22 protein-coding genes are annotated in these 26,485 nt (G+C 54.2%); 4 read left to right on the top strand and 18 right to left on the bottom strand.

All coding sequences use genetic code 11. The features are described from left to right. Nucleotides 1-7 precede the first annotated feature (7 nt). The 16 genes from dnaE to rpsB form a co-directional block, all read right to left on the bottom strand. On the bottom strand, nucleotides 8-3,490 hold the full coding sequence (gene dnaE, locus P6287_RS03990) for a DNA polymerase III subunit alpha (protein ID WP_277974548.1): 3,483 nt from the start codon (nucleotides 3,488-3,490) through the stop codon (nucleotides 8-10). Between the two features lie 31 nt (nucleotides 3,491-3,521). After that, nucleotides 3,522-4,148 (bottom strand): ribonuclease HII, encoded by a 627-nt coding sequence (gene rnhB / locus P6287_RS03985; protein WP_277974547.1) that lies wholly within the window; start codon nucleotides 4,146-4,148, stop codon nucleotides 3,522-3,524. Further along, on the bottom strand, nucleotides 4,141-5,289 hold the full coding sequence (lpxB, locus tag P6287_RS03980; protein ID WP_101762041.1) for a lipid-A-disaccharide synthase: 1,149 nt from the start codon (nucleotides 5,287-5,289) through the stop codon (nucleotides 4,141-4,143). The genes rnhB and lpxB overlap by 8 nt, the downstream gene beginning before the upstream one ends. Nucleotides 5,290-5,292: 3 nt before the next feature. Beyond that, complete coding sequence (lpxA, locus tag P6287_RS03975; protein WP_101762042.1) at nucleotides 5,293-6,081, bottom strand: acyl-ACP--UDP-N-acetylglucosamine O-acyltransferase; 789 nt, start codon at nucleotides 6,079-6,081, stop codon at nucleotides 5,293-5,295. 3 nt (nucleotides 6,082-6,084) lie between these two features. Next, complete coding sequence (gene fabZ / locus P6287_RS03970; protein WP_007893924.1) at nucleotides 6,085-6,540, bottom strand: 3-hydroxyacyl-ACP dehydratase FabZ; 456 nt, start codon at nucleotides 6,538-6,540, stop codon at nucleotides 6,085-6,087. Nucleotides 6,541-6,729: 189 nt separating this feature from the next. Further along, on the bottom strand, nucleotides 6,730-7,755 hold the full coding sequence (lpxD, locus tag P6287_RS03965; RefSeq protein ID WP_137385193.1) for a UDP-3-O-(3-hydroxymyristoyl)glucosamine N-acyltransferase: 1,026 nt from the start codon (nucleotides 7,753-7,755) through the stop codon (nucleotides 6,730-6,732). Nucleotides 7,756-7,758: 3 nt separating this feature from the next. After that, nucleotides 7,759-8,259: an OmpH family outer membrane protein gene (locus P6287_RS03960; RefSeq protein WP_007893920.1), complete on the bottom strand. Its 501-nt coding sequence runs from the start codon at nucleotides 8,257-8,259 to the stop codon at nucleotides 7,759-7,761. A 95-nt stretch (nucleotides 8,260-8,354) separates the two neighbouring features. Further along, entirely contained in the window at nucleotides 8,355-10,766 is a 2,412-nt protein-coding gene (gene bamA / locus P6287_RS03955) for an outer membrane protein assembly factor BamA (protein ID WP_137386845.1), read from the bottom strand. 51 nt (nucleotides 10,767-10,817) lie between these two features. Then, nucleotides 10,818-12,167: a sigma E protease regulator RseP gene (gene rseP, locus P6287_RS03950; protein WP_101762045.1), complete on the bottom strand. Its 1,350-nt coding sequence runs from the start codon at nucleotides 12,165-12,167 to the stop codon at nucleotides 10,818-10,820. Nucleotides 12,168-12,179: 12 nt separating this feature from the next. Continuing rightward, nucleotides 12,180-13,037 carry a phosphatidate cytidylyltransferase gene (gene cdsA, locus P6287_RS03945; RefSeq protein ID WP_101762046.1) on the bottom strand — a complete coding sequence of 286 codons (858 nt, stop codon included), beginning with the start codon at nucleotides 13,035-13,037 and terminating at the stop codon, nucleotides 12,180-12,182. Between the two features lie 18 nt (nucleotides 13,038-13,055). Continuing rightward, on the bottom strand, nucleotides 13,056-13,808 hold the full coding sequence (gene ispU, locus P6287_RS03940) for a (2E,6E)-farnesyl-diphosphate-specific ditrans,polycis-undecaprenyl-diphosphate synthase (protein ID WP_007893909.1): 753 nt from the start codon (nucleotides 13,806-13,808) through the stop codon (nucleotides 13,056-13,058). Nucleotides 13,809-13,973: 165 nt separating this feature from the next. Then, on the bottom strand, nucleotides 13,974-15,176 hold the full coding sequence (gene ispC / locus P6287_RS03935; RefSeq protein WP_192412747.1) for a 1-deoxy-D-xylulose-5-phosphate reductoisomerase: 1,203 nt from the start codon (nucleotides 15,174-15,176) through the stop codon (nucleotides 13,974-13,976). 119 nt (nucleotides 15,177-15,295) lie between these two features. Continuing rightward, nucleotides 15,296-15,853, bottom strand: coding sequence for a ribosome recycling factor (frr, locus tag P6287_RS03930; protein ID WP_036649587.1), 558 nt, complete (start codon nucleotides 15,851-15,853; stop codon nucleotides 15,296-15,298). Between the two features lie 142 nt (nucleotides 15,854-15,995). Beyond that, the gene (pyrH, locus tag P6287_RS03925; RefSeq protein ID WP_007893903.1) at nucleotides 15,996-16,721 is read right to left on the bottom strand and encodes a UMP kinase; all 726 of its coding nucleotides are present in this window, start codon (nucleotides 16,719-16,721) and stop codon (nucleotides 15,996-15,998) included. Between the two features lie 154 nt (nucleotides 16,722-16,875). Then, nucleotides 16,876-17,727, bottom strand: coding sequence for a translation elongation factor Ts (tsf, locus tag P6287_RS03920; RefSeq protein ID WP_101762048.1), 852 nt, complete (start codon nucleotides 17,725-17,727; stop codon nucleotides 16,876-16,878). 177 nt (nucleotides 17,728-17,904) lie between these two features. Then, entirely contained in the window at nucleotides 17,905-18,624 is a 720-nt protein-coding gene (gene rpsB, locus P6287_RS03915) for a 30S ribosomal protein S2 (RefSeq protein ID WP_007893898.1), read from the bottom strand. 318 nt (nucleotides 18,625-18,942) lie between these two features. Between rpsB and map the strand changes: the two genes are divergently transcribed. From map to P6287_RS03895, 4 genes are all read left to right on the top strand, one after another. Beyond that, the gene (map, locus tag P6287_RS03910; protein WP_008108487.1) at nucleotides 18,943-19,737 is read left to right on the top strand and encodes a type I methionyl aminopeptidase; all 795 of its coding nucleotides are present in this window, start codon (nucleotides 18,943-18,945) and stop codon (nucleotides 19,735-19,737) included. 70 nt (nucleotides 19,738-19,807) lie between these two features. Further along, complete coding sequence (glnD, locus tag P6287_RS03905; protein ID WP_110867586.1) at nucleotides 19,808-22,462, top strand: bifunctional uridylyltransferase/uridylyl-removing protein GlnD; 2,655 nt, start codon at nucleotides 19,808-19,810, stop codon at nucleotides 22,460-22,462. Nucleotides 22,463-22,538: 76 nt separating this feature from the next. After that, complete coding sequence (gene dapD / locus P6287_RS03900; protein WP_008108489.1) at nucleotides 22,539-23,363, top strand: 2,3,4,5-tetrahydropyridine-2,6-dicarboxylate N-succinyltransferase; 825 nt, start codon at nucleotides 22,539-22,541, stop codon at nucleotides 23,361-23,363. 293 nt (nucleotides 23,364-23,656) lie between these two features. Continuing rightward, nucleotides 23,657-24,049, top strand: a complete 393-nt coding sequence (locus P6287_RS03895; RefSeq protein ID WP_007893894.1) for a DUF3461 family protein — start codon at nucleotides 23,657-23,659, stop codon at nucleotides 24,047-24,049. A gap of 42 nt (nucleotides 24,050-24,091) precedes the next feature. Here P6287_RS03895 and P6287_RS03890 read toward each other — a convergent pair whose 3' ends face one another. Next, the gene (locus P6287_RS03890; RefSeq protein ID WP_277974546.1) at nucleotides 24,092-25,318 is read right to left on the bottom strand and encodes an alginate lyase family protein; all 1,227 of its coding nucleotides are present in this window, start codon (nucleotides 25,316-25,318) and stop codon (nucleotides 24,092-24,094) included. Then, nucleotides 25,318-26,475 (bottom strand): CdaR family transcriptional regulator, encoded by a 1,158-nt coding sequence (locus tag P6287_RS03885; protein ID WP_110867567.1) that lies wholly within the window; start codon nucleotides 26,473-26,475, stop codon nucleotides 25,318-25,320. The genes P6287_RS03890 and P6287_RS03885 overlap by 1 nt, the downstream gene beginning before the upstream one ends. Nucleotides 26,476-26,485 lie beyond the last annotated feature (10 nt).

Genomic DNA, 26,485 nt, shown 5'->3' with positions numbered 1-26,485 from the left:
TCCTGTTTTAGTCAAACTCCAGTTCCACCTGCTCCGATCCTACTAACGACCGCAAATCGTTGAGTAAACGATCGCTGGGCGAAATACGCCACGCTGCACCAAAGCGTAGCTTCGCTCGCGCATCGGCTCTCTGATAGTAGAGATGCACCGGAATGGTCCCGGAACGATGAGGCTCCAGAGACTGGCGGAGACGGTTTAAAAGCTGGTCATCAATTTGCCTGTCCGTCAGCGAGATAGCAAGTCCGCGCGCGTATTTTTCCCGCGCTTCGTCGATGTCCATCACTTCTCGAGCGGTCATTTTAAGGCCACCGCTAAAGTCATCAAAGCTGACCTGTCCACTGACGATCAGGATACGGTCCTTCTCCAGCAACTGCTGGTATTTATCTAACGCATCGGTAAATAACATCACTTCAAGACGACCAGAACGATCGTCAATGGTACAAATACCAATTCGGTTACCGCGTTTAGTGACCATCACGCGGGCGGCAATCACCAGCCCCGCCGCGACGGTTACTTTACCACGATCTGTCGGATGCATGTCTTTCAGCCGCATGCCGCCGACGTAACGCTCAATTTCTTTCAAATACTGGTTAATCGGATGTCCGGTAAGATAGAGACCCAAAGTCTCTCGTTCGCCATCCAGTTGAATTTGTTCCGGCCACGGCGTGATGCTGGCGTAGGATTTCTCTACCTGCTCTGGCTCTTCGGCCAGCACGCCAAACATATCGGCCTGGCCGATGGCTTCGGCTTTAGCATGCTGATCGGCCGCTTTTAATGCATCGCCGAGTGCACTCATCAAAGCCGCGCGATGCGGGCCGAGACGATCGAATGCGCCCGACATGATCAGTTTTTCCATTACGCGACGGTTGATCTTTTTGGTGTCGGTGCGCGCACAGAGATCAAACAACTCTTTGAAGTAGCCGCCTTCATTACGCGCATCAATGATCGCTTCGATCGGGCCCTCACCCACGCCTTTGATCGCGCCGATGCCGTAAACGATCTCGCCTTCGTCATTGACGTGGAACGGATACAAACCGGAGTTGATGTCTGGCGGCAGCACTTTGAGGCCCATGCGCCAGCATTCGTCGACCAGGCCAACCACTTTCTCGGTGTTATCCATATCAGCGGTCATTACGGCCGCCATAAATTCTGCCGGATAGTGCGCTTTCAGCCACAGCGTTTGATAAGAAACCAGCGCGTAAGCGGCGGAGTGCGACTTGTTAAAGCCATAACCGGCAAATTTTTCTACCAGATCGAAGATTTTCATCGACAGCTCACCGTCGACGCCCATCTTCTCCGCACCGTCCCGGAACACCGAACGCTGCTTCGCCATCTCTTCGGGTTTCTTTTTACCCATCGCACGACGCAGCATGTCCGCGCCGCCCAGCGTATAGCCAGACAGCACCTGCGCAATCTGCATCACCTGTTCCTGATACAGAATGATGCCGTAGGTCGGCTCCAGCACCGGCTTCAGGGTTTCGTGCTGCCACTGAATATCCGGATAAGAGATCTCTTCGCGACCGTGCTTACGGTCAATGAAGTTATCTACCATGCCCGATTGCAGCGGTCCCGGACGGAACAGCGCCACCAGTGCGATCATATCTTCGAAGCAGTCAGGCTTCAGACGTTTGATCAGATCTTTCATGCCGCGCGATTCAAGCTGGAACACCGCCGTGGTTTCCGAGCGCTGCAGCATATCAAAGCTTTTCTTGTCATCCAGCGGAATGGCGGCGATATCAATCGGTGGCAAACCCTGCTTTTCACGGCGCGGGTTAATCATCTTCAGCGCCCAGTCGATGATGGTAAGCGTACGCAGGCCAAGGAAGTCAAACTTCACCAGCCCGGCATATTCCACGTCATTCTTATCAAACTGGGTAACCGGGAATTGCCCGTTTTCATCGCAGTACAGCGGCGCAAAATCGGTGATTTTGGTCGGCGAAATCACCACACCACCGGCGTGTTTACCGGCGTTACGCGTGACACCTTCCAGTTTGCGCGCCATGTCGATCAGCGCTTTCACCTCTTCATCAGCCTCGTAGATCTCCGGTAGCTGCGGTTCAGCCAGGAAGGCTTTCTCCAGCGTCATGCCCGGATCCGGCGGGATCAGTTTCGAGATACGATCAACAAAACCGTACGGATGACCGAGTACGCGTCCCACATCGCGGATGACCGCTTTCGCCGCCATGGTACCGAAGGTGATGATCTGCGATACCGCATCGCGTCCATACATATCGGCCACGTGATCGATCACCTGATCGCGCTTCTCCATGCAGAAGTCAACGTCAAAGTCAGGCATCGAAACACGTTCCGGGTTCAGGAAACGTTCGAACAGAAGGTCAAACTCCAGCGGATCGATATCGGTGATTTTCAGCGCATACGCCACCAATGAACCGGCACCCGAACCGCGGCCTGGGCCGACGGGAATGCCGTTGTCCTTCGACCACTGAATAAACTCCATCACGATCAGGAAGTAGCCCGGGAAGCCCATCTGGTTGATAACAGTGAGTTCAATCTCCAGACGTTCATCATATTCCACGCGTTTTTCTGCGCGCACCGCCGGATCCGGGAAGAGGAATTCCATACGCTCTTCCAGGCCTTCACGTGACTTCGCCACGAGGAAGTCTTCAGTGCTCATGTCACCGGTGGGGAACTGCGGCAGAAAATATTCGCCGAGGCGCACCGTCACGTTACAGCGCTTAGCAATCTCTACGCTATTTTTCAGCGCTTCCGGAATGTCCGAGAACAGCTCGCACATCTCCTCTTCACTGCGCATATATTGCTGAGGACTGTAGTTGCGTGGACGCTTGGGATCGTCCAGCGTATAGCCGTCATGAATTGCAACGCGGATTTCATGCGCATCAAAATCTTCTTCATTCAGGAAGCACACTTCGTTGGTGGCAACGACGGGAACGCCTTCGGCCACCGCCAGCTCGACGGCGGCATGCAGATACGCTTCTTCATCGGCGCGACCGGTGCGCATCAATTCCAGGTAATAACGATTCGGGAAGTGTTCCTGATAAAAGCTCAAACACTGCGCTACCATTGCGCTATTGCCGCGCAGCAGACTGCGGCCCACGTCGCCGCGACGTCCGCCAGAAAGCAAAATCAGGCCTTCTCCCAGCTCCAGCAGCCAGTCGCGATCAATGATTGGGCCCGCAATGCCGTAACCGCGCTGATATGCACGTGAAATCAGCAAGGTCAGGTTTTGATAACCGGTGTTATTGGCCGCCAGCAGCGTTAACTGTGTCAGCTCATCGCCCATCAATTCGCTGGCAACCTGGAAGTCAGCACCAATAATCGGCTTGATCCCCGCGCCGTGTGCGCTACCGTAAAAACGCACCAGCCCGCACAGGTTGATGTAATCGGTAATGGCAATCGCCGGCATGCCCAGCGCAGCCGCCTTCTTGACTAAGGGTCCGGTTTTCGCCAGACCATCAACCATGGAGTAATCACTGTGGACGCGCAGATGTATAAAACGAGGTTCAGCCATATCAGTTTCCGGTTAAAACAGCGTCAGGCTATTAAAGCGTAGTTGGCTGGCGGGCTGCCAGCACATCGGCATCAATCAAGGCGTTACGCACCGGCGCAAAGCTGCGACGATGATGAGGTGTGGCGCCGTGCTGCGTCAGCTTTTCCATGTGCAGCGCGGTTGGATAGCCTTTGTGTTGCGCAAAGCCATATTGCGGGAACAGCAGATCCAGTTCGGCCATTTCACGATCGCGCGTGACTTTGGCGATGATCGAGGCAGCACTGATTTCTTGCACCAGGCTATCGCCCTTCACCACCGCCTGTGAGGGCATCGGCAGCGCCGGGCAACGGTTGCCATCGATCAGTACGAAGTCCGGTGCAATGTGCAAACCCGCGACCGCACGCTGCATCGCCAGCATGGTAGCGTGCAGAATATTGAGCTGATCGATCTCCTCTGGCTCGGCACGACCAAGGCTCCAGGCCAGCGCCTTCTCTTTGATCTCGTCATACAGCGCCAGACGACGCTTCTCGGAGAGTTTTTTCGAGTCGGCCAGTCCGGCAATCGGGTTGGCGGGATCGAGGATCACCGCCGCCGTGACCACGGCGCCAACCAGCGGGCCGCGCCCCACTTCATCAACGCCAGCAATCCGCTGCGCGTTGGGATAGATAAATTCAGCCATTGATAATCTCCAGTACCGCATCCGCCGCCTGCTCATCGGCATTCCAGCGAATCTGTTGATGCAGTTCGGTGAAGGTTTTCAGTAGCGCTTCGCGCTCCGGGCCAGCGTGCAGTAACGGCTCCAGCGCCGCGGCGAGCGCGTCGGGCTGGCATTCGTCCTGCAGCAACTCTTTCACCAGCTCGCGACCGGCCAGCAGATTTGGCAGGGAAACGTACGGCGTTTTTACCAGACGTTTTGCCAGCCAAAAAGTAGACGGCTTCATGCGATATCCCACCACCATCGGGCATTTCGCCAGCATGCACTCCAGCGCGGCGGTGCCAGACGCAAGAATAGCGGCATCGCTGGCCAGCATCGCCTGACGGCCTTTGCCATCCAGCAAATGCATCGGCAGTTCTGGCGCAACTTGCGCTTTGATCTGCTCAAACTGCGCGCGGCGTTTGGCGTTCACCAGCGGCACCACGATTTCCAGCGTGGGATAGCGCTGACGCAGCAGCTGCGCGGCGCGCAGGAAATCGGCGCTGAGCATTTCCACTTCGGCACCGCGACTGCCCGGCAACAAGCCAAGGCAAATCGCCTCGTCAGCAATGCCTAACTCGCGGCGCGCCGCCAGCTTATCGGGCTGCAGCGGCATCGCATCAGCCATGGTGTGGCCGATAAAGCGGCACGGCACGTTAAAACGATCGTAGAACGCTTTTTCAAACGGCAGAAATGCCAGCACCAGATTGGTGTTGCGGCCGATTTTGAAAACGCGCTTTTGACGCCACGCCCAAACGGAAGGGCTGACGTAATGAATAGTGCGAATACCCGCGCGCTTGAGGCGACCTTCCAGCGTGATGTTGAAATCCGGCGCATCAATGCCCACGAACACATCCGGCTTGAGTTCGGTGAAGCGCTGCGTCAGGTCACGACGAATTTTCAGCAGACGCCGCAGGCGTCCCAGCACTTCGACGATGCCCATCACCGCCAGCTCTTCCATCTCATACCAGGCTTCGCAGCCTTCGGCCTGCATCAGCGGACCGGCCACGCCAACAAAGCGCGCATCAGGATGGCGCGCTTTTAACGCACGGATGAGACCTGCACCAAGAATATCGCCGGAGGTTTCTCCGGCGACCAGGGCAATCGTTAGGGGACGCGCTGACATGGATTAACGAATCAATCCACGCGTTGAACGGGCAAAGAAGTCATAGAAAGGCTGCACTTCACTGTGTTGTTTCGCCAGCTCTTCAATCTCTGGTTTCACTTCATCCAGCGTTTTGCCGCTGCGGTACAGCAGTTTGTACGCGTTGCGAATGGCATGCAGCGCTTCTTTGCTAAAGCCGCGACGCTTCAGACCTTCGATGTTGATACCGTATGGCGTTGCGTGGTTGCCCTGCGCAATAACATATGGCGGCACATCCTGCGCGACGCCTGAACAACCGCCAACCATCACGTGAGCACCAATGGTGCACCACTGATGTACCGCCGTCATGCCGCCGATAATCGCAAAATCATCAACGGTGACGTGACCGCCCAGCGTGGCATTGTTAGCAAAGATGCAGCGATTGCCGATCACGCAGTCATGCGCAATGTGAGCATTCACCATCAGCAGGTTATCGCTGCCGACCTTGGTCACATTGCCGCCCTGCGTGGTGCCACGATGAATGGTGACGCTCTCGCGGATGCGGTTGCGATCGCCAATTTCAACGCGCGTCGGTTCGCCCGCATATTTCAGGTCCTGATTCACTTCACCGATGGAAGCGAACTGGTAGATCTGATTGTCTTTGCCTATACGCGTGTGGCCGTTCACCACCACGTGCGATTTGAGTACGGTTCCTTCACCAATTTCCACATTAGCGCCGATAAAGCAAAACGGGCCGATGTGAACATTGGCGCCGATGACGGCACCCTCTTCAATGACAGAACTGGGATGGATATTGGCGGTTGAATCAATCACTTATTATGCCTCCCGGCTACGGGCACACATCATGGTCGCTTCACAGACAATTTTGCCGTCCACGGTCGCCACGCCTTTAAAGCGCGTCAGACCACGACGGGTTTTCTCGAAGGTCACTTCCATGATCATCTGATCGCCCGGCACAACCGGACGTTTGAAACGGGCTTCATCGATACCAGCGAAGTAATAGAGTTCGCCTGGTTCCAGTTTCCCAACGCTTTTGAACGCCAGAATACCGGTCGCTTGCGCCATCGCTTCCAGGATCAGAACGCCTGGGAAAATCGGCTTACCAGGGAAATGTCCCTGGAAAAACGGTTCGTTAACAGAAACGTTCTTCACCGCGCGCAGATATTTATGCTCTTCAAAATCCAGCACGCGATCAACCAGCAAGAAAGGATAGCGGTGTGGCAGCAGTTCTAAAATCTCTTCAATTTTCAGAGTATGCGTTTCAGTAGTCAAAATACTCTTCCTGTCCTAAAAATCTGATGGCATCAATAACACGGCCTGCACCGATCAAAATGATCTTCCGCAGGCCGCAAATTAGTTCGGGGCGTTTCGCTTTCTTACGATACCTGCTGCCATTCTCGGGTTACCGAAGGTGGAAGAAAGTACACTTCTTGTTATGAAAGCAAGTAGCGTGGGATGCGTTTAGTCGTCTTTACCGACCTTACGTTCGATGGCTTTTAAGCGTTTGCTTATTTCATCGATGTTCATCACCAGCGCTGCTGTTTTACGCCAGGTTTTGTTGGGTTGCAGTGGAATACCCGACGAATATACGCCTGGCTCTGTGATCGGGCGCATTACCATGCCCATGCCCGTTACGGTCACTTTGTCACAGATTTCCATATGGCCGTTAATGACGCTGGCGCCGCCAATCATACAGTAACGTCCAATCTTCAGACTACCCGCCATGATCACACCACCCGCAACAGCGGTGTTATCACCAATCACGACGTTGTGCGCAATCTGACACTGGTTATCTATGATAACACCATTGCCGATCAGAGTGTTATCCAGCGCGCCGCGATCGATGGTAGTACAGGCACCAATTTCAACCCGATCACCAATCACGACGGTACCCAGCTGCGGGATTTTCACCCAATTGCCGCGATCGTTAGCATACCCGAAACCATCAGCACCAATGACGGTGCCGGACTGAATCAGACAATCCTGACCAATCTGAATTTCGTGATAAATCGTGACATTAGCCCACAAACGTGAGCCGCGACCGATACGCGTCTGCTTACCAACAAAACATCCTGCGCCAATAACGACGTCGTCACCCAGCTCTACGCCAGACTCGATCACCGCATTTGCGCCTACCGAAACGTTGTTACCCAGCTTAGCCGTTACATCGATCACCGCGCTGGGCGCGATATTCTGCGCGGGCTGCGGCGTGGTGTCCAGCAGTTGTGCCATGCGGGCATAAGTCAGGTAAGGATTTTTCACCACCAGGGCGGCCGTTTTACACCACTCCAGATCCGCTTCCGTCAGCACCACGGCTGAAGCCTGGATAGTAGCGAGCTGCTCGCGGTAGCGGCTGTTTGCAAGAAAAGTGATTTGGCCAGTTGTGGCGGATTGCATAGAAGCAATGCCGGAGATGACGATATCGCCATCTCCGTGCAATTCTGCATCCAACTGCTGGGCTAAATCAGCCAGTCGAATTGATGACATCAATTATTTAACCTGTTTTACAACGTCAGCAGTGATGTCTTTAGCATCAGAAGAAGAGTACAGCACGGCCTGAGAGTCCAGAACCAGATCGTAACCTTCGCTTTTCGCTACAGACTGAACAGCGGTCTGGATTTTAGCCAGCAGCTTGTTACGCTCCTGCATCTGACGAGTTTGGTTGTCTTTGTCAAAAGCCTGTGCTTTTTGTTCAAAGGCAGCACGCTCAGAAGAGATTTGCTTCTCTTTCTTGGTGCGGTCGCTCGCTTTCATGGTCGATGCATTACGCTGCAGATCCTGAATTTCTTGCTGGATCTTCTGCTGCTGAGACTGGAGGTCAGAGGCGCGGCTCTGGAATTCACCTTCAAGCTGTTTAGCAACAGCGGCACGCTGCGGAGACTGCTGGAAAACCTGGCTCAGGTTTACGACGGCAACTTTATCAGCCGCTTGGGCACCCGCAGAAGCAGCTAATGCAACACCCAGAGCAGCAGCACAGAACAACTTTTTCACTATAAACTCCTTACCTCAACGTGTGTGTTTGCAGCGTGCCGCATTATCAGGCAGCACGCGTGCAAGACGGTATTTTCACTTCCCTGCTCAGAGCCTTACCAGGTTTTACCAATGTTAAACTGGAATTGCTCTGACTTGTCTCCCTCGACTTTCTTCATCGGCTGGGCGTATGAGAAGACCAGCGGTCCTAACGGTGACATCCACTGCAGTGCCACACCGGCAGAGACGCGAATGTTATTAGGATCGCTGTAATCTGGCACACCCGCCGCGCGTGTTTCTGCAGTGTTCTGCCATTTGGTATCCCAAACGGTACCGGCATCCATAAACACCGAGGTACGCACGGAATTCGCATACTTCTCGCTCAGGAACGGCGTTGGTGTAATCAGCTCCAGGCTGGCAATCGCCATGGCGTTACCACCAACCGCATCGTCCGACTTACAGACGCCGTTTGGATCAGAGATCTTACAGTTTGACGAGCCATCGTTCAGGTACGCAGCTTTAGGACCAATGGTGTTGGACTGGAAGCCACGAACCGTGCTCGAGCCACCGCCGTAGAAGTTCTCATAGAACGGCATCTCTTTTCCATTAAGTCCGTCACCATATCCTACACGGCCACGGCCTAACACCACCCACGTACCATCGCGGTTCAGCGGCACATATTGCTGGCTATCCAATGTCGCTTTATAGAACGCATTATCAGAGCCTGGAATCGTCACTTTACCGTTCAGGTTGGTACGGTTACCGCGCGTAGGGAAGAAGCCGCGGTCTAAAGTGTTATAGGTCCAACCGTAGTTGAAGGTGAAATCATCTGCAGAGAAATCACCATCATCGTTCAAGCCCTGATGGCGACCGACCGAATCGAGATAACGCCACATCGCAACCTGAGGACGCATGTTGGACAGGTCGTTATGCACATAACCTAAACCAACACGCAGCGTATTATTTTCATTGACCGGGAAGCCCAGCGTACCGTCGAGACCATAACTTTTGTTGGTATAGTCAGACAGATCGGCGTTATCAGCTTTAAAGTCGTTATAGAACAAACGACCGCCAAGGCTCACGCCGTCGACCGTGAAGTATGGGTCGGTCAGTGAGAACTCAGCATAGGTCTGGTAATCGTTTTTGGTACCGCTGATGCCAACAGTGTTACCGGTGCCGAGCCAGTTTTCCTGGGTCACGCCCACCTGGAAGCTGACGCCACTTTCAGTACCGTAACCGACACCAAAGTTGAAAGTACCGGTGTTACGCTCTTTCACCTTGTAGACCACATCAACCTGATCCGGCGCACCCGGAACACGTTGCGTATCCACATCCACGGTTTCGAAGTAACCGGTACGATTCAGACGCTCTTTACCCTGATCGACGAGGTCGCTGCCCAACCAGGCACCCTCCATCTGACGCATTTCACGGCGCAGTACGGAATCTTTTGAGGTGTCGTTACCTTCAAAGCGCACTTTACGCACGTAGTAACGGTTGCCCGCATCCACGTTGATGTGCAGCTTGACGGTTTTGTCAGCATCGTTGATTTCTGGCTGCGTCATTACGCGCGGATAGGCGTAACCGTAGCGACCCAGCAATTTCTTGATGTCATCTTCCATCTGGGTGACTTTAGTGCCGTTATACAGCTCACCCGCTGGAATCCTGGTCATCTTTTCGATTTCAGCAGAATGGCCCGCCATGCTGCCGTTCACGATCACGCCGGCAATCTTGTACTGATCGCCTTCGTTGATGTTCACGGTGATGTAGATGCCTTTCTTATCTGGCGTCAGGCTCACCTGCGTGGAATCGATGTTGAAACGCGCATAACCGCGATCCAGATAGAAGCTGCGCAGGGTTTCGAGATCGCCCGCTAACTTCTGTTTCTGGTATTTACGATCGCCCACCACGTTCCACCATGGCACTTCGTCACGCAGTGAGAAGCGCGAGATCAGTTCATCAGAGGTAAATGCTTTATTACCGACGATGTTGATCTGCTGGATCTGCGCTGAAACGCCTTCCTGGAAGACGAATTTCAGATCCACACGGTTGCGCGGCAGCGGCGTAGCAATCGCTTTGACGCTGGCGGTGTATTTACCGACGCTGTAGTAGAAGTCTTCCAGACCCTTCTCGATTGAAGAGAGCGTGGTGCGGTCCAGCGCTTCGCCAACGCGCACGCCAGAGGCTTCGAGGTTCTGTTTCAGCTGATCTTCTTTCACCGCTTTGTTGCCGGAGAAAGTGATGTTGGCAATGGTTGGACGCTCTTTCACCTGAACAATCAGGGTTGTACCGTCACGCAGAACCTGCACATCTTCAAAGTTACCGGTGGCGAACAGTGAGCGAATGGTGTTTCTGACATCATCGTCATTCACCGTATCACCGACACGTACCGGCATGCTGAGCAGAGCCGCGCCGACGGCGACTCGCTGGAGACCTTCGAAATGAATGTCCTTCACTACGAAATCGTCTGCACCGTAAACGGTGGCGCTGCTAAACAGCAGCGACGCTATGAGCAACTTTTTCATCGCCATCGTTGTTATGCGTTTTCCTAACACATCCCGCGCCTGTATGCGTTCCAGCTATTACAGACGTGAGAAATCATTGAAAAGTGCAAGCCCCATTAACAGCACTAGCAATATTGAGCCAATGCGATAACTAAAGTCCTGAACTCGCTCGGACACCGGTCCACCTTTGATCTTTTCGATCGCCAGAAAGAGCAGATGACCACCATCTAAAACCGGCAGAGGGAACAGGTTAATGATGCCCAGGTTGACGCTGATCAGCGCCAGGAACATCAGGTAATAAATCACCCCGTACTCTGCTGATAACCCGGCACCCTGCGCGATCGAAATCGGCCCGCTCAGGTTATTCAGCTTCACATCCCCGATTATCAACTTGCCCAGCATGGAGACTGTTAGCTTCATCAACTGCCAGGTTTTTACACTGGCTTCGCCGATCGCCGCAAAAGGTCCATACTGCCTTACCGTTTTGTACTCATCAGGCAGCGGAATCACACGCGGGATGACACCCGCGAAGCCTTCCGCTTCATTGCCCGGTTTCGCTTCCGGCGTTAACGTCAACGCCACAGGTTCGCCGTTGCGCTCGATATCTAGCGCCATGTTTTTGCCCGGATTATCCCGCACCTGTGCCGCAAAAGCCTGCCACTGTGATAATGGCTGACCATCGACTTTAACGATCCTATCGCCCGCTTGCAAACCAGCATTGCTTGCCGGTGAGTTTGCCTGAACTTCGGCTAAGGTCGTTTCAATCTGCGGCCCACGTGGACGAATACCTAAAGCGACCACCGGATCCTGTTTATCAGGCTCAAATTGCCAATCGCGCAAATTTAATTGCTTTTGCTGCGTGGCTTCTTCGCCAAATTGCGAGACGGTAAGCGTGGCATCGCTGTCGCCGATTTTACCGATCAGCGCCATACGCACAGCATCCCAATCAGGCGTTTCGATACCATCTACCGCTTTAAGTTCCATGCCGGAGGTAATTTGCGCTTCGGCAGCGACGGAACCGTTCAGAATTTCACCAACTACAGGACGCACACCCGGCACGCCGTGAATAAACACGACCCAGTAAGCAAAGATGGCGAAGATGAAGTTGGCGATAGGACCGGCTGCGATAATCGAAGCACGTTGCAGCACGGTTTTATTGTTGAAGGCTTGATGACGTAGTTCGGCGGGAACGCTTTCAACGCGTTCGTCGAGCATTTTGACGTAGCCGCCAAGAGGGATCAGCGCGATGACATATTCGGTGCCCTGACGATCGCTGCGACGCCACAGCGCTTTACCAAAGCCAATCGAGAAACGTTCAACTTTAACACCGCAGCGGCGCGCCACCCAGAAATGGCCAAACTCGTGCACGGTAATTAGCACGCCAAGCGCCACGATAAAGGCGGCAAAACTCCAGAGTATACTCAACATCGCCAGCTATCCTCAGAGGGTGCGAAACACCAACAGCAGCAGGCAGGCAAACACCGGCACCGCAGCAGTCAGGCTATCAATACGATCGAGAATACCACCGTGCCCCGGAATCAAGTTACCGCTGTCTTTAATGCCCGCTTCACGCTTGAACATACTTTCTGTCAGGTCGCCCAATACCGATGCCAGCGTCGCAATCACCGCACAGATAATGAGCGTGCCCGGCGCCACCGAAAGCGGTGCCAGCAGAGCAAACAGCCAGGCGATGATGGCAGATGACAATAGCCCACCGAAGAAACCTTCCCAGGTTTTACCCGGAGAGACTTTCGGTGCCAGCTTGTGTTTGCCAAACAGGCGACCAAACATGTAAGCACCGGAATCTGCGCCCCAGACAAGGAACATTACGAACAGCAGCCACCATGCGCCGGCGAAATGGTCAGTATCATAATGATACTGACGCAGCGCCATCATGCCCCAGAAGAACGGAATCAAGGTGAGCACGCCAAACAGCAGGCGCAGCGTACGTGAGTGACGCCACAACGCGGCAGAAGCGGGATAGAACAGTACTAAGATGAGCGCGACAATCCACCACAACAGCGATGCCCAGAGCGAGCCTTCCATCTGGAATTGGTGCAGATTGCGTTGATAGGGTTCAAGGGTAAAGAGCATCGCGGACAGCAACAGGCCGCAAAGCACGGCCAGCCAGATACGTTGCTGACGCGTTTTCATGCCGGCAAACTGCCCCCATTCCCAGGCGGCAAGCATGCAGATGATGATAGTGATAATCGCAAAACCGGACAGGGGTAACCAGAACAGTGCAGCGATCACCAGCGGAATCAAAATTAACGCGGTAATCAGACGAGACTTCAGCAAAGGTTACCCCCAAATTGCTTAGGCGCCGCCTGGTGCAGTACCGCCATAGCGTCGCTCCCGCGTAGAGAATGCATTCAGTGCACCTTCAAAAACGTTTTCATCAAAATCAGGCCAAAGAACATCGGTAAACCAAAACTCAGCATAGGCGATTTGCCACAGCAGGAAGTTGCTAATCCGATGCTCTCCCCCGGTCCTTATCACTAAATCCACTGGCGCCAGCTCCTGCATACACAGATACGGAGCCAGGCTTTCTTCGGTAATCTGGTCAGGACGCAGTAAACCTTCCTGAACCTGTTCGGCCAATTTTCTGGCACCCTGGATAATATCCCAACGGCCGCCATAGTTGGCAGCAATGTTTAGGGTCAGTCCATTATTTTGCTGAGTCAGTTCCTCGGCGCGGCGAATGCGTTCCTGAATTCGGTTATTGAAACGACTGATATCGCCAATAATGCGCAGACGCACATTGTGTTTGTGCAGGCTTTTGACTTCGCTGTCGAGCGCCCAGACAAACAACTCCATTAACGCTGTCACTTCCTGAATCGGACGGCTCCAGTTTTCACTGCTGAACGCATAAAGCGTGAGCGCTTCCAGTTTATGGCTAACCGCAAAGCTGACAGCCCGGCGTACTGATTTTACCCCGGCTTTGTGGCCTGAAATACGCAGTTTGCCCTGATTTTTTGCCCAGCGACCATTACCATCCATAATGATGGCCACGTGACGTGGCGTACAGTACGACTCGTCATCGATTGTGTTGTGATTGTTGGACGACATAACGCGTAATAATTCCTTTCATCAGAAATGCTGTGGTTTCTGAATACATTGCGCCTGCAGCAAACTCCGGCAAACACGCCAGATGACATCGAAACAATGTCGGCTGTGAAACGCGAGCGAGCGACTATACCATTTTCACCCAGAGCGAACAAATAGCGGGAACTATCAACCTGCTAAACGAAAGCGCGGTAACAATTCATTGGCACGCACGCGCGCTAACCGATCAATCTCCATCACCTCGTCAATGCTGCCCGGCTCCTGACAACTCAGGGACGCCAGCACTTCGCTGTTGATGGCGGCAATATCGGTAAAGCGAATCTGGTGCTGCAGAAAAGCTGCCACCGCCACTTCATTCGCTGCATTCAGCGATGTCGTAGCGGCCTGACCTGTGGCACAGGCATCAATCGCAAGCTTCAGGCAGGGATAGCGCTCGTAGTCCGGCTCGGAAAACGTCAACGACTTCATGCGCGTGAAGTCGAGCGGCGTTACGCCCGCAGAAATACGTGCTGGCCATGCCATGCTGTGCGCAATAGGCGTCCGCATATCCGGAGAGCCCAATTGCGCCAGCACGCTGCCGTCGCAATAACGCACCATCGAATGGATAACCGACTGCGGATGCAGGATCACCTCCATCTGCGCGTCAGTCGCATTAAACAGCCAGCGGGCTTCAATGTATTCAAGACCTTTATTCATCATGGTGGCCGAATCAACGGAGATTTTACGCCCCATTGACCAGTTCGGATGCGCACAAGCCTGATCCGGCGACATACCGGCTAAATCCGCTAATGGCGTGTCACGAAAAGGACCACCCGATCCCGTTAGGAGAATCGACTCGATGCCGTTTCCCCGCAGATCAGCGTACCCCAACTGATGCTGTATGGAAGCGGGTAAACTCTGAAAAATGGCGTTGTGCTCGCTATCGACCGGCAGCAATTGCACCTGATGTTGGCGTACCGCCTCCATAAAAAGACGGCCGCATGTGACAAGCGACTCTTTGTTGGCCAGCAGCACGGTTTTACCGGCGCGAATCGCCGCCATGGTGGGCTGTAAACCTGAGGCGCCAACAATCGCCGCCATCACCTGATCCACGTCATCCAGCGCGGCCAATTCGCAGGCTGCCTGAACGCCGGAGAGCACTTCGGTATTAACGTTGAGTGCTTTCAGTCGCTCACGCAGCGCTTGTGCGGAAGTCTCGTCGGACATCGCGGCATAGCGCGGTTGGAATTGCAGGCATTGTTCAGCCATCAACGCCACATTCTGGCCAGCCACCAGCGCGGTCACCTGATAAAGTTCAGGATTTGCGGCAATCACCGCCAGCGTGCTGGTACCAATGGAGCCGGTCGATCCCAGCAGAGTTAATCGCTTCATCATGCTATCCCTGTGAAGTCGTGGAGAGTGTCCGCAACAGCGCCGAACACAATGTAAAACGCCGCCAGAGTCGAATACGTCTCGTCTCTGAACGGCGTTTTGAAAAGCAGTTGATGGAATTAGAAGTCCATCAGTTCCTTTTCTTTATCGGCCAATGCGGCATCAACACTCTTGATGTGCGCATCGGTCATTTTCTGGATCTCGTCCTGCGTACGACGTTCGTCGTCTTCGCTGATCTCTTTGTCTTTCAGCAGCGCTTTGATCTTATCGTTGGCGTCACGGCGGACGTTACGCACAGAAACACGGCCCTGCTCTGCTTCGCCACGTACGATCTTGATCAGGTCTTTACGACGCTCTTCGGTCAGCGCTGGCAGCGGCACACGAATATCGCTACCGGCTGAGCTTGGGTTCAGACCCAAATCAGACGTCATAATCGCTTTCTCAACCGCAGCGCTCAGCGAGCGATCAAATACGTTGATTTTCAACGTACGTGAATCCTCAACCGTCACGCTAGCCAGCTGGCGCAGCGGCGTTGGTGTACCGTAATAAGGAACCACAATGCCGTCGAGCAGTGAAGGCGAAGCTCGGCCGGTGCGGATTTTGCTGATGTTGTTTTTAAATGCATCCACACATTTTTCCATGCGCGTGTCTGCATCTTTTTTAATGTCGTTAATCACGTTGAAACCCTTGAATTCGGTTGACCTGGCCATTTCCGGGCTAACCGGAAGCGGTATCGATAAACATCGATCATCCTAATTGCTGCGCGATGTCAGAGCATCGCGGCAAAAGAATATACCTTATTTTAACGTGCGTCGGGTATTAATGCGTAATCAGGGTGCCTTCTTTTTCACCCATCACGACGCGACGCAATGCGCCAGGCTTGTTCATGTTGAAGACGCGGATAGGCAGCTTGTGGTCACGCGCCAGCGTAAAGGCGGCGAGATCCATTACTTTAAGCTCTTTATCCAACACTTCTGCATAGCTCAGTTGGTCATACAGCGTGGCATCCGGGTTTTTCACCGGATCTTCAGAGTAGACGCCGTCTACTTTGGTGGCTTTCAGTACCACGTCGGCTTCGATTTCGATGCCGCGCAGGCAGGCTGCAGAGTCAGTGGTAAAGAACGGGTTGCCGGTACCGGCCGCGAAGATCACGACGCGGTTATTACGCAGCAGGCTGATCGCTTCTGCCCAGCTGTAGTTATCACACACGCCGTTCAGCGGAATCGCTGACATCAAGCGCGCATTGACATACGCACGGTGCAGCGCGTCACGCATTGCCAGGCCATTCATCACTGTTGCCAGCATGCCCATATGGTCGCCGACCACACGGTTCATGCCCGCCTGGGCCAGACCTGCGCCGCGGAACAGGTTACCGCCACCAATAACCACACCCACCTGAATGCCCAGCTCAACCAGCTCTTTCACCTCTTGCGCCATGCGGTCAAGCACGCTCGCGTCGATGCCAAAACCTTCGGCACCTTGCAGTGCTTCGCCACTCAGTTTTAGCAGGATACGTTGATATACAGGTTTTGCGTTGGTCGCCATGGTCAGTTCTTCCTGGAAGATATGATGAAAAGGAGAAGTAAAATCTGGTCGATCATCCGCAAAGCCCGCGAGAAAAGCTATTGGGATGAGACTGAAAGTGCTGCACTAAATCGCAGACAAAAAAGAACCGCCTTGTGGCGGTTCTTTCGGACCATTAAGACTGTTTGGACATTGCAGCAACTTCTGCTGCGAAGTCAGCTTCAACTTTCTCAATGCCTTCGCCCACTTCGAAGCGGATGAAGTTGATGACGTCAGCGTTTTTCTCTTTCAACGCCTGGCCAACGGTTTTGCTTGGGTCGATAACGAAAGCCTGACCGGTCAGAGAAACTTCGCCGGTGAATTTCTTCATTCGGCCTTCAACCATTTTCTCTGCGATTTCTTTTGGCTTGCCAGACTGCATGGCGATATCCAGCTGAACCTGGTACTCTTTCTCAACCACGTCTGCAGACACGTCTTCTGGCTTAACGAATTCTGGCTTGCTTGCAGCGATGTGCATAGCAACTTGCTTGCTCAGTTCTTCGTCAGCACCGGTGGTAGAAACAACCACACCGATACGTGCGCCATGCTGATAGCTGTTCAGCTCAGCGCCTTCCAGGATAGCAATACGACGGATGTTGATGTTCTCACCGATTTTCGTAACCAGCGCTACGCGTTCTTCTTCGAACTGCGCTTTCAGAACTTCCACATCGGTAACTTTGCCAGCGACAGCTGCATCCAGAACCTTGTCAGCAAACGCCTGGAAACCGCCATCTTTTGCAACGAAGTCGGTCTGGCAGTTTACTTCCAGGATCGCCGCGAAGCCGTCAGCAATTTTGGTTTTGATCACGCCATCAGCAGCAACGTTGCCTGCTTTCTTAGCAGCTTTGATTGCGCCAGATTTGCGCATGTTCTCAATCGCCAGCTCGATGTCGCCGTTCGCTTCGGTCAGCGCTTTTTTGCAGTCCATCATGCCTGCGCCAGTACGCTCACGCAGTTCTTTTACCAATGCAGCGGTAATATCAGCCATTCCAGAATCCTCGATTCGTCTCTGTGTGCTCACACACTGTCAGAAACTTGTTGCGGAAAATTTACTCTGCCCCGCTCGCTCTGTAGTGAGCGTGACAGACTTAGATAAAATAAAGGGGCCTGAACGGCCCCCAGATAACATCTGATGTCTAAGGGCTCTTAGAAAGAGCGAACCTTATTAAGCTTCAGCAGCTTCTTCAGCCTGCTCAGCCAGATCCTGTGAACGGCCTTCGCGCACGGTAGTGGCAACGGCAGTCAGGTACAGGCTTACAGCACGGATCGCATCGTCGTTACCTGGGATAACGAAGTCAACGCCGTCTGGATCAGAGTTGGTATCAACGATAGCAAAAACTGGGATACCCAGGTTGTTTGCTTCTTTGATAGCGATGTGCTCGTGATCAGCGTCAACAACGAACAGTGCATCCGGCAGACCGCCCATATCTTTGATACCGCCCAGGCTGTTTTCCAGCTTGGCCAGTTCGCGAGTGCGCATCAGCGCTTCTTTCTTGGTCAGTTTGTCGAAAGTACCGTCCTGAGACTGAGACTCAAGATCTTTCAGGCGTTTGATTGACTGACGAACGGTTTTCCAGTTAGTCAGCATGCCACCCAACCAGCGGTGGTTTACGAAGAACTGGTCGCAGCTCAGAGCTGACTCTTTTACCGCTTCGGCAGCAGCGCGCTTAGTACCAACGATCAGGATCTTACCTTTACGGGAAGAGATCTTTTTCAACTCAGCCAGAGCGTCGTTGAACATTGGCACAGTCTGCTCGAGGTTGATGATGTGAACCTTGTTACGTGCGCCGAAGATGAATGGCTTCATTTTCGGGTTCCAGTAACGGGTCTGGTGACCAAAGTGAACACCAGCCTTGAGCATGTCGCGCATTGAAACAGTTGCCATGATTACCTCTAAAGTTTGATTTGGGGTTGGGCCTCCATGTATCCCATACGACCGACCTCTTTCAAGGCACCCCGGCGTATGTGTCGATACATGTGTGTTTTAGTACACATAATGAGTTTTATGCGTTTCCTGCCAGCCAAACGTCGGTGACAGAGAATCGTCGGCGCGCTTTATACCACAATGCGCAGGAATACGCCAATAGTAGTTGAGCGCCGCAGGCGCAGACAATCGCCATTTGGCAGCCCTTTTGCTGGCTGCTAACATGACTGCCACAGAACTCATTATTGTCGAAAAATTCGACGATTGCGGATTAATTTAATGGCTATTTCAATTAAAACCCCTGAAGAAATCGAAAAAATGCGCGTGGCGGGCCGCCTTGCCGCTGAAGTGCTGGAGATGATTGCCCCGCACGTGGTGCCTGGCGTCACCACCGGTGAACTGGATCGTCTCTGCCATGAACACATCACGCAGAAGCAGCAGGCGATTTCCGCCTGCCTCGGCTATCACGGCTTCCCGAAATCGGTGTGTATTTCGGTGAATGAAGTGGTATGTCACGGTATTCCGAGCGACGATCGCGTGCTGAAGGATGGCGACGTAGTTAACGTCGATGTCACGGTGATCAAAGATGAGTATCACGGCGATACCTCAAAAATGTTCATCGTCGGTAAAGCCACCATTCAGGGCGAGCGCCTGTGTCGCGTTACTCAGGAAAGTCTCTATATCGCGCTGCGTCTGGTGAAACCGGGTATTCGTCTGCGTGAACTGGGCCGCGCGATTCAGCAGTATGTTGAAGCACAGGATTTTTCGGTGGTGCGCGAGTATTGCGGTCACGGCATCGGCAAAGGCTTCCATGAAGAGCCGCAGGTACTGCATTACGACGCGGATGATAGCGGCGTGGTGTTGCAAGCAGGCATGACCTTCACCATCGAACCGATGGTCAATGCCGGTGATTACCGCATCCGCACCATGAAGGATGGCTGGACCGTGAAAACCAAAGATCGCAGCTTGTCCGCGCAGTATGAGCATACTATTGTGGTGACAGAAAACGGCTGTGAGATTCTGACGCTGCGTGAAGACGACACCATTCCAGCGGTGCTCGAAAACGTCGCGTAATCATCTCGCTAACAGTACCAGGCCGGCTTATCGCTGGCCTTTTTTATGTGCGTAATGAAGAGGCATGTTGATGAGTGGTAGCGTGACCGAAGCAGTACACAAAGGCCTGACCGATTCCCCCGCCAGCTGGCCGGATGACGCCCTGACGCGCGACAAGCTCAAACACTATCTTGAGCAATTCCAGCAGCACCTGGGCATTGCATTTGATGCGGGCACCGATATTGAATCTCTGATTGATGCCCGCACGCTGTTTATCGACCGCTTACTGCGTCGCCTGTGGCGCTTCTTTGGTTTCGACCAGATGAAGGAGATCGCACTGGTTGCCGTTGGCGGTTATGGTCGCGGCGAACTGCATCCGCTCTCCGATATTGATGTGCTGATCCTCAGCCGCCAGCCGCTGGACGACACAGCCGCGCAGCGCGCCAGCGAGCTGCTAACGCTGATGTGGGATTTGAAGCTGGAAGTTGGTCACAGCGTACGTACGCTGGAAGAGTGCCTGCTGGAAGGCTTATCCGATCTTACGGTCGCCACCAACCTGATCGAATCGCGCATGCTCACTGGCGATGTGGCGCTGTTTCTCGAACTGCAAAAGAACATCTTCAGCGATGGTTTCTGGCCGTCGTCGCGCTTCTTCGCCGCCAAAATTGAAGAGCAGCAGGAGCGCCATCAGCGCTATCACGGCACCAGCTATAACCTCGAACCGGATATCAAAAGCAGCCCCGGCGGCCTGCGCGACATACACACGCTGCAATGGGTGGCGCGTCGTCACTTTGGCGCCACCACCATGGATGAGATGGTTGGTTTCGGCTTTATCACCGAAGCGGAACGCAATGAAATCAACGAGTGTCAGGAATTTTTGTGGCGCATTCGCTTTGCGCTGCACTTAACGCTGCCACGCTATGACAATCGTCTGCTGTTCGATCGCCAACTCACCGTCGCTCAACGCCTCAACTATCTTGGCGAAGTCAACGAGCCGGTTGAGCGCATGATGAAGGACTTCTATCGCGTCACGCGTCGCATCGGCGAACTCAATCAAATGCTGCTGCAGCTGTTCGATGAAGCGATTCTGGCGCTGTCGACCACTGAAAAACCGCGCAACATTGATGACGATTTCCAGATTCGCGGTGATCTCATCGACCTGCGCGATCTCACGCTGTTTGAGCGTGAGCCGCAAGCCATCTTGCGTATGTTCTACGTGATGGTGCGTAACGAAAACATCAAAGGTATTTACTCCACCACGCTGCGGCAGCTGCGCTATGCGCGCCGCCATTTGAAGCAGCCGCTGTGTCAAATTCCTGAAGCGCGTGAAACCTTTATGGCGATTCTGCGTCATCCTGGCGCGGTTAAGCGTGCGCTGGTGCCGATGCATCGTCACAGCGTGTTATGGGCCTATACGCCGCTGTGGGGCAACATCGTTGGCCAGATGCAGTTCGATCTGTTCCACGCTTACACGGTGGATGAGCACACCATCCGCGTGCTGCAGAAGCTGGAGAGTTTTGCCGACGAAGCCACGCGCCCGATGCATCCGCTGTGCGTTGAACTCTGGCCGCGCCTGCCACAGCCGGAACTGTTGCTGATGGCTGCGCTGCTGCACGATATCGCCAAAGGCCGCAACGGCGATCACTCCATTCTCGGCGCGCAGGATGCACTCGACTTTGCCGAATTACACGGACTGAACTCCCGCGAAACGCAGCTGGTTGCCTGGCTGGTACGCCATCATTTATTGATGTCAGTCACCGCGCAGCGCCGCGATATTCAGGATCCCACCGTGATTCAGCAATTCGCCGAAGTGATGCAGAACGAAAACCGCTTGCGCTATCTGGCGTGCCTGACGGTTTCCGATATCTGCGCCACCAATGAAAGCTTGTGGAACAGCTGGAAGCAGAGCCTGTTGCGCGAGCTGTTCTTCGCGACCGAAAAACAGCTGCGCCGCGGCATGGAAAACAGCCCGGATCTGCGCGAGCGCGTGCGCCATCATCGTCTGCAAGCGCTGGCGCTGCTGCGGATGGAAAACCTCGACGAAGAGCGTTTGCACCATATCTGGAGCCGCTGCCGCGCCGACTATTTTCTGCGCCACACACCGAATCAGCTCGCCTGGCATGCGCGTCATTTAATTCATCACGATCTCAACAAACCGCTGGTGCTGGTCAGCCCGCAGGCCACGCGCGGCGGTACCGAGATCTTTATCTGGAGCCCGGATCGTCCGCACCTGTTTGCGGCGGTGGCCGGCGAGTTGGATCGCCGCAATCTCAGCGTGCATGATGCGCAGATCTTTACCAGTCGCGATGGCATGGCAATGGACACTTTTATTGTGCTGGAGCCGGATGGCAGCCCGCTGGCCGCCGATCGTCATCCGCTGATCATTCAGGCGCTGGAACAAGCCATCACGCAAAACGAATGGGTTCCGCCGCGTACGCGTCGCCAGTCTGCGCGCCTCAAGCATTTCAGTGTCGATACCGAAGTCAATTTCCTGCCAACGCACACCGACCGCCGCAGTTATCTGGAATTGGTCGCGCTCGATCAGCCCGGCTTGCTGGCGCGCGTGGGTGAAGTGTTCGCCGATTTGGGCGTGTCGCTGCACGGCGCACGCATCAGTACGATTGGTGAACGGGTTGAGGATCTTTTCATCCTCGCCGATAGCGAGCGGCGTGCGCTTGGGGTGGAAATGCGCAATGTGTTGCAACAGAGGTTGACAGAGGCCCTTAATCCAAACGATAAAGTGTGACCGCAATCGATTAATCAAATTTATTTACCGTGCCAGTGCGATGATGGCACCCGTATTACAGACTTAGGAAATCATTATGCAACAGTTACAGAGCGTTATCGAATCTGCCTTTGAGCGCCGCGCCGACATCACGCCATCTAGCGTAGACAGCGCGACCCGCGATGCTATCACCCAGGTTATTGGCCTGCTGGATAGCGGTGAACTGCGCGTGTCTGAAAAGATCAACGGTGAGTGGGTAACGCATCAGTGGCTGAAGAAAGCAGTGCTGTTGTCGTTCCGCATCAACGACAATCAGGTCATGGAAGGGTCGGAAACCCGCTTCTACGACAAAGTGCCAATGAAGTTTGCTGGCTGGGATGAAGCGCGTTTTAAAAACGCCGGTTTCCGCGTTGTGCCACCTGCTGCCGTGCGTCAGGGCGCATTCATCGCACGTAATACCGTGCTGATGCCTTCCTACGTCAACATCGGCGCTTACGTTGATGAAGGCACCATGGTTGATACCTGGGCGACTGTGGGTTCTTGCGCGCAGATCGGTAAAAACGTCCACCTGTCAGGCGGCGTGGGCATCGGTGGCGTGCTGGAGCCGCTGCAGGCTAACCCAACCATCATCGAAGATAACTGCTTCATTGGCGCACGTTCAGAAATCGTTGAAGGCGTGATCGTCGAAGAAGGTTCCGTGATCTCCATGGGCGTTTACATCGGCCAGAGCACCAAAATCTTTGACCGCGAAACCGGCGAAGTGCATTACGGCCGCGTACCTGCGGGTTCCGTGGTGGTTTCCGGTAATCTGCCGTCTAAAGATGGTAGCTACAGCCTGTACTGCGCGGTAATCGTGAAGAAAGTTGACGCTAAAACGCTCAGCAAAACAGGCATTAACGAACTGTTGCGCAGCATCGACTGAGCTTCTCCTGCCTGAAGATCTTCCCGACGGGCCTGCCTACAGGCCCGTAATTATTTGTTTACACTCCCGCCAGAATTACCTGTTTCGCGCCGCGAATTAACACGTGCGTTTATTTTTCAAACAGTTCATAATCCGCGCCAAGTTAACTCCGGTCGCGCACTGTTCATCCCGGTTTTTGTGTCTACAGTTGATTAAGTATGCCGTAAGCGTTCCGGTTGCCGCGTTTCTGCTGCATCCCGAATGATGATGATAGTCCTGCGCGCTCACCCACTCTTAGATGGAATATAAACGCTATGTACGACAACCTGAAAAGCTTAGGTATCAGCAACCCTGACGACATCGACCGTTACAGCCTGCGTCAGGAAGCTAACAACGACATTCTTAAAATCTACTTCCGCAAAGACAAAGGTGAATTCTTTGCTAAAAGCGTGAAATTCAAATATCCACGTCAGCGCAAAACCGTTGTCGCCGATCACACCAGCCAGGGTTACAAAGAAGTGCAGGAAATCAGCCCGAACCTGCGTTATGTGATCGATGAGCTGGACCAGATTTGCCAGCGCGACCAGGTTGAAGTGGATCTGAAGCGCAAAATTCTGGCGGATCTGCGCCATCTGGAAAGCGTGGTCTCGAACAAGATCGCTGAAATCGAATCAGACCTTGATCAGCTGACCCGCAACAACCGTTAATTTCGCGCTTTAGATAACAGGCCAGCCGATGCTGGCCTTTTTTTATGGCTGCTGATAAGGCAGCGAAAGCAGCCAGGTATCACGCTGTGCCTGCCTCACCGCCGCACTCTTTTGATCTTTCCATTGCGTCTGCATGATCCACTGTTGATAACGCGGCTGCTGCAGACTGTTATCGGCCATTGAAAGCAGCGGAATGATGCGCTGGCTCACGCGATCGCGGTTTTTCCACGGCCAGACTTTAGCGGCATCGCTGTACGGCGCCATCATGTCGAGCGCTGCCAGCAACGATCCGCCTGGCTGCTGGCTATGCCATAAATCGCCTAACCCTGCTTTACCGGCTAGCTGCGCCAATGCGCTAAGCGCCTGCAGATTGAAGTAGCTGTAATGGAAGGATCGCGTGCGCGCTAACTCTGCGGGCTGGCTGCCATCGGCACGAATTTGCAGCGCAATTTTATTGCGCGCCAACTCTACCATCGCTGTGACTGTCTCACGATCGCCCAGATACCACGCGATTCCCGCCACCTGCGTGCAATACCAACTGCCATGATTATTCACCGCCGCCGCTTCTTGCAGTGCTAGCGGATTGTGCCGCAGCCAGTGCAGATACTCGCTAAACCATAAATGCATCGCTTGCTGATCGGCAGGCTGCCAACCGGGCGCATTGCGTAGCAAAGTCAGCGCATCCACCACGCGCGTGGCAAAGTAGCGCCCATCGAGCACGCCATCATGGCGGCCCGCGGATCGGCCCGGAATGCCTTGAGCAAAGTTAAGATTAGGGTGCATACGGCTGGTGGGATTGATAAACCAGTGACGCATCATCGCCAGCGCTTTATCGGCATAACGTTGATTGCCAGTGAAGTACCACGCCAGCGTCAGGGCCTGAAAATCGGCGGTAAAGCGCGCCAGCCGCACGCCATCACTTTGATCATTCTTACTGGCAGGATTCACTTCGCCATCACGACGCTGCCACGGCAGGCCGTCGGCGCTGCTGGCGTCCGGCCACCAATAGGCGCTCAGGCTTAAATAATCCTGCTTCGAGCCGCTCAGCGGCATCATACCTTTATCGGTGACGCTGGGATTGGGGTGTTGTAGCGCGTTATCCGCTTGCTGTTTAAGCTGATGCCAGGCGTCGAGCGTTGGCGGCGCGGCCTGATGATGTGCCAGCTGCTGCTTAACTTTCTGCAGATCGTTTAATGAGAGAAAGGCCGGATCGTTAGCCAAACTTAGCGCGCTATACAGCCACAGCAACGCAATCCACAGGTTTCTCATTAACTTTGCTCATCCAGTTGAAGCGCCACGTACAGCAGCAAGCGATCGTCAAAATTGCCCAGATCGAGCCCAGTGAGCTCGGAAATACGGTTGAGGCGATACTCCAGCGTGTTGCGATGAATGAACAGCGCGCGTGCCGTGGCGCTGGGTTGCACGTTGTGGCTGAACCACGCCACCAGCGTGCGTCGCAGCAAGCCATTGTTATCCATGCTTTTCAGCTTTGCCAGCGGGCGCGCCAGTTCGTTGGCCTGCCAGCCGCCGCGTAAACTGTCGAGCAGCACCGGCAGCACCAGATCCTGATAAAAATAGCTGCGCTGTTCCGGCATGCGCTGTTTGCCCACCATCATGGTGGTACGCGCGGTGCGGTACGAACGTGCGATGCTGCCGGGACCGGTAAAGTAGTTGCCGAGCGCGATGCGCATTCGCACCTGGCCGCTCTCCTTCATGCGTTGCAGCAGTTGATCCACGCGACGACGATGATCGTCCTGATCGTAGCGGCCATGTACATTCAGTGCCGGTTTCAGCACCACCATTTCGGTGAGTGAAACAATCGCAATCAGGTTGTCGCGCTCTGGCGTGGTCAGCAGCGTTTGCAGCTGTTGCAGCTCGGACATGGCGCTATCAACGCCGAGCTGGCCGCTGTCCACTTCCACCACCGCCACCACGCGCGGTTGATTGAGATCGATGCCGAGCCGCTGCGCCCATTCGCTGAGCGCTGGCGATAAGGTTTCGCTGCGCACCAGATTCAGCACCAGCTCTTCTCGCAAGCGGCTATCTTGCGCCAGCATGTGTAGCAAACGCGCCTGTTCCAGCATCATTTCGGCGGTCATACACACCAATTCGCCGTAGTGACGCAGCGTTGCCGGTTGGCCGGTCAAACCGATCACGCCGACGATATCGCCATCAATACGCAGCGGCAAATTGATGCCAGGACGCACGCCGTGCAGATGTTTTGCCACCGCTTCGTCGATGTCTACCACGCGCCCTTGTGACAGCACCAAAAGCGCGCCTTCGTGCAATTCGCCAATGCGTTCACGATCGCCACTGCCGATGATGCGACCACGCGCATCCATCACGTTGACATTGCTGTCAATAATTTGCATGGTGCGGGCAACAATATCCTGAGCCAGTCGCGCATCGAGATGATAGGTGGCCATCAAACACTCC

It is taken from the genome of Pantoea sp. X85, from assembly GCF_029623675.1.
Lineage (GTDB): Bacteria > Pseudomonadota > Gammaproteobacteria > Enterobacterales > Enterobacteriaceae > Pantoea > Pantoea leporis.
Note: the sequence above shows the minus strand (reverse complement) of the source record. Positions and strands in the feature narration are given on the sequence as shown.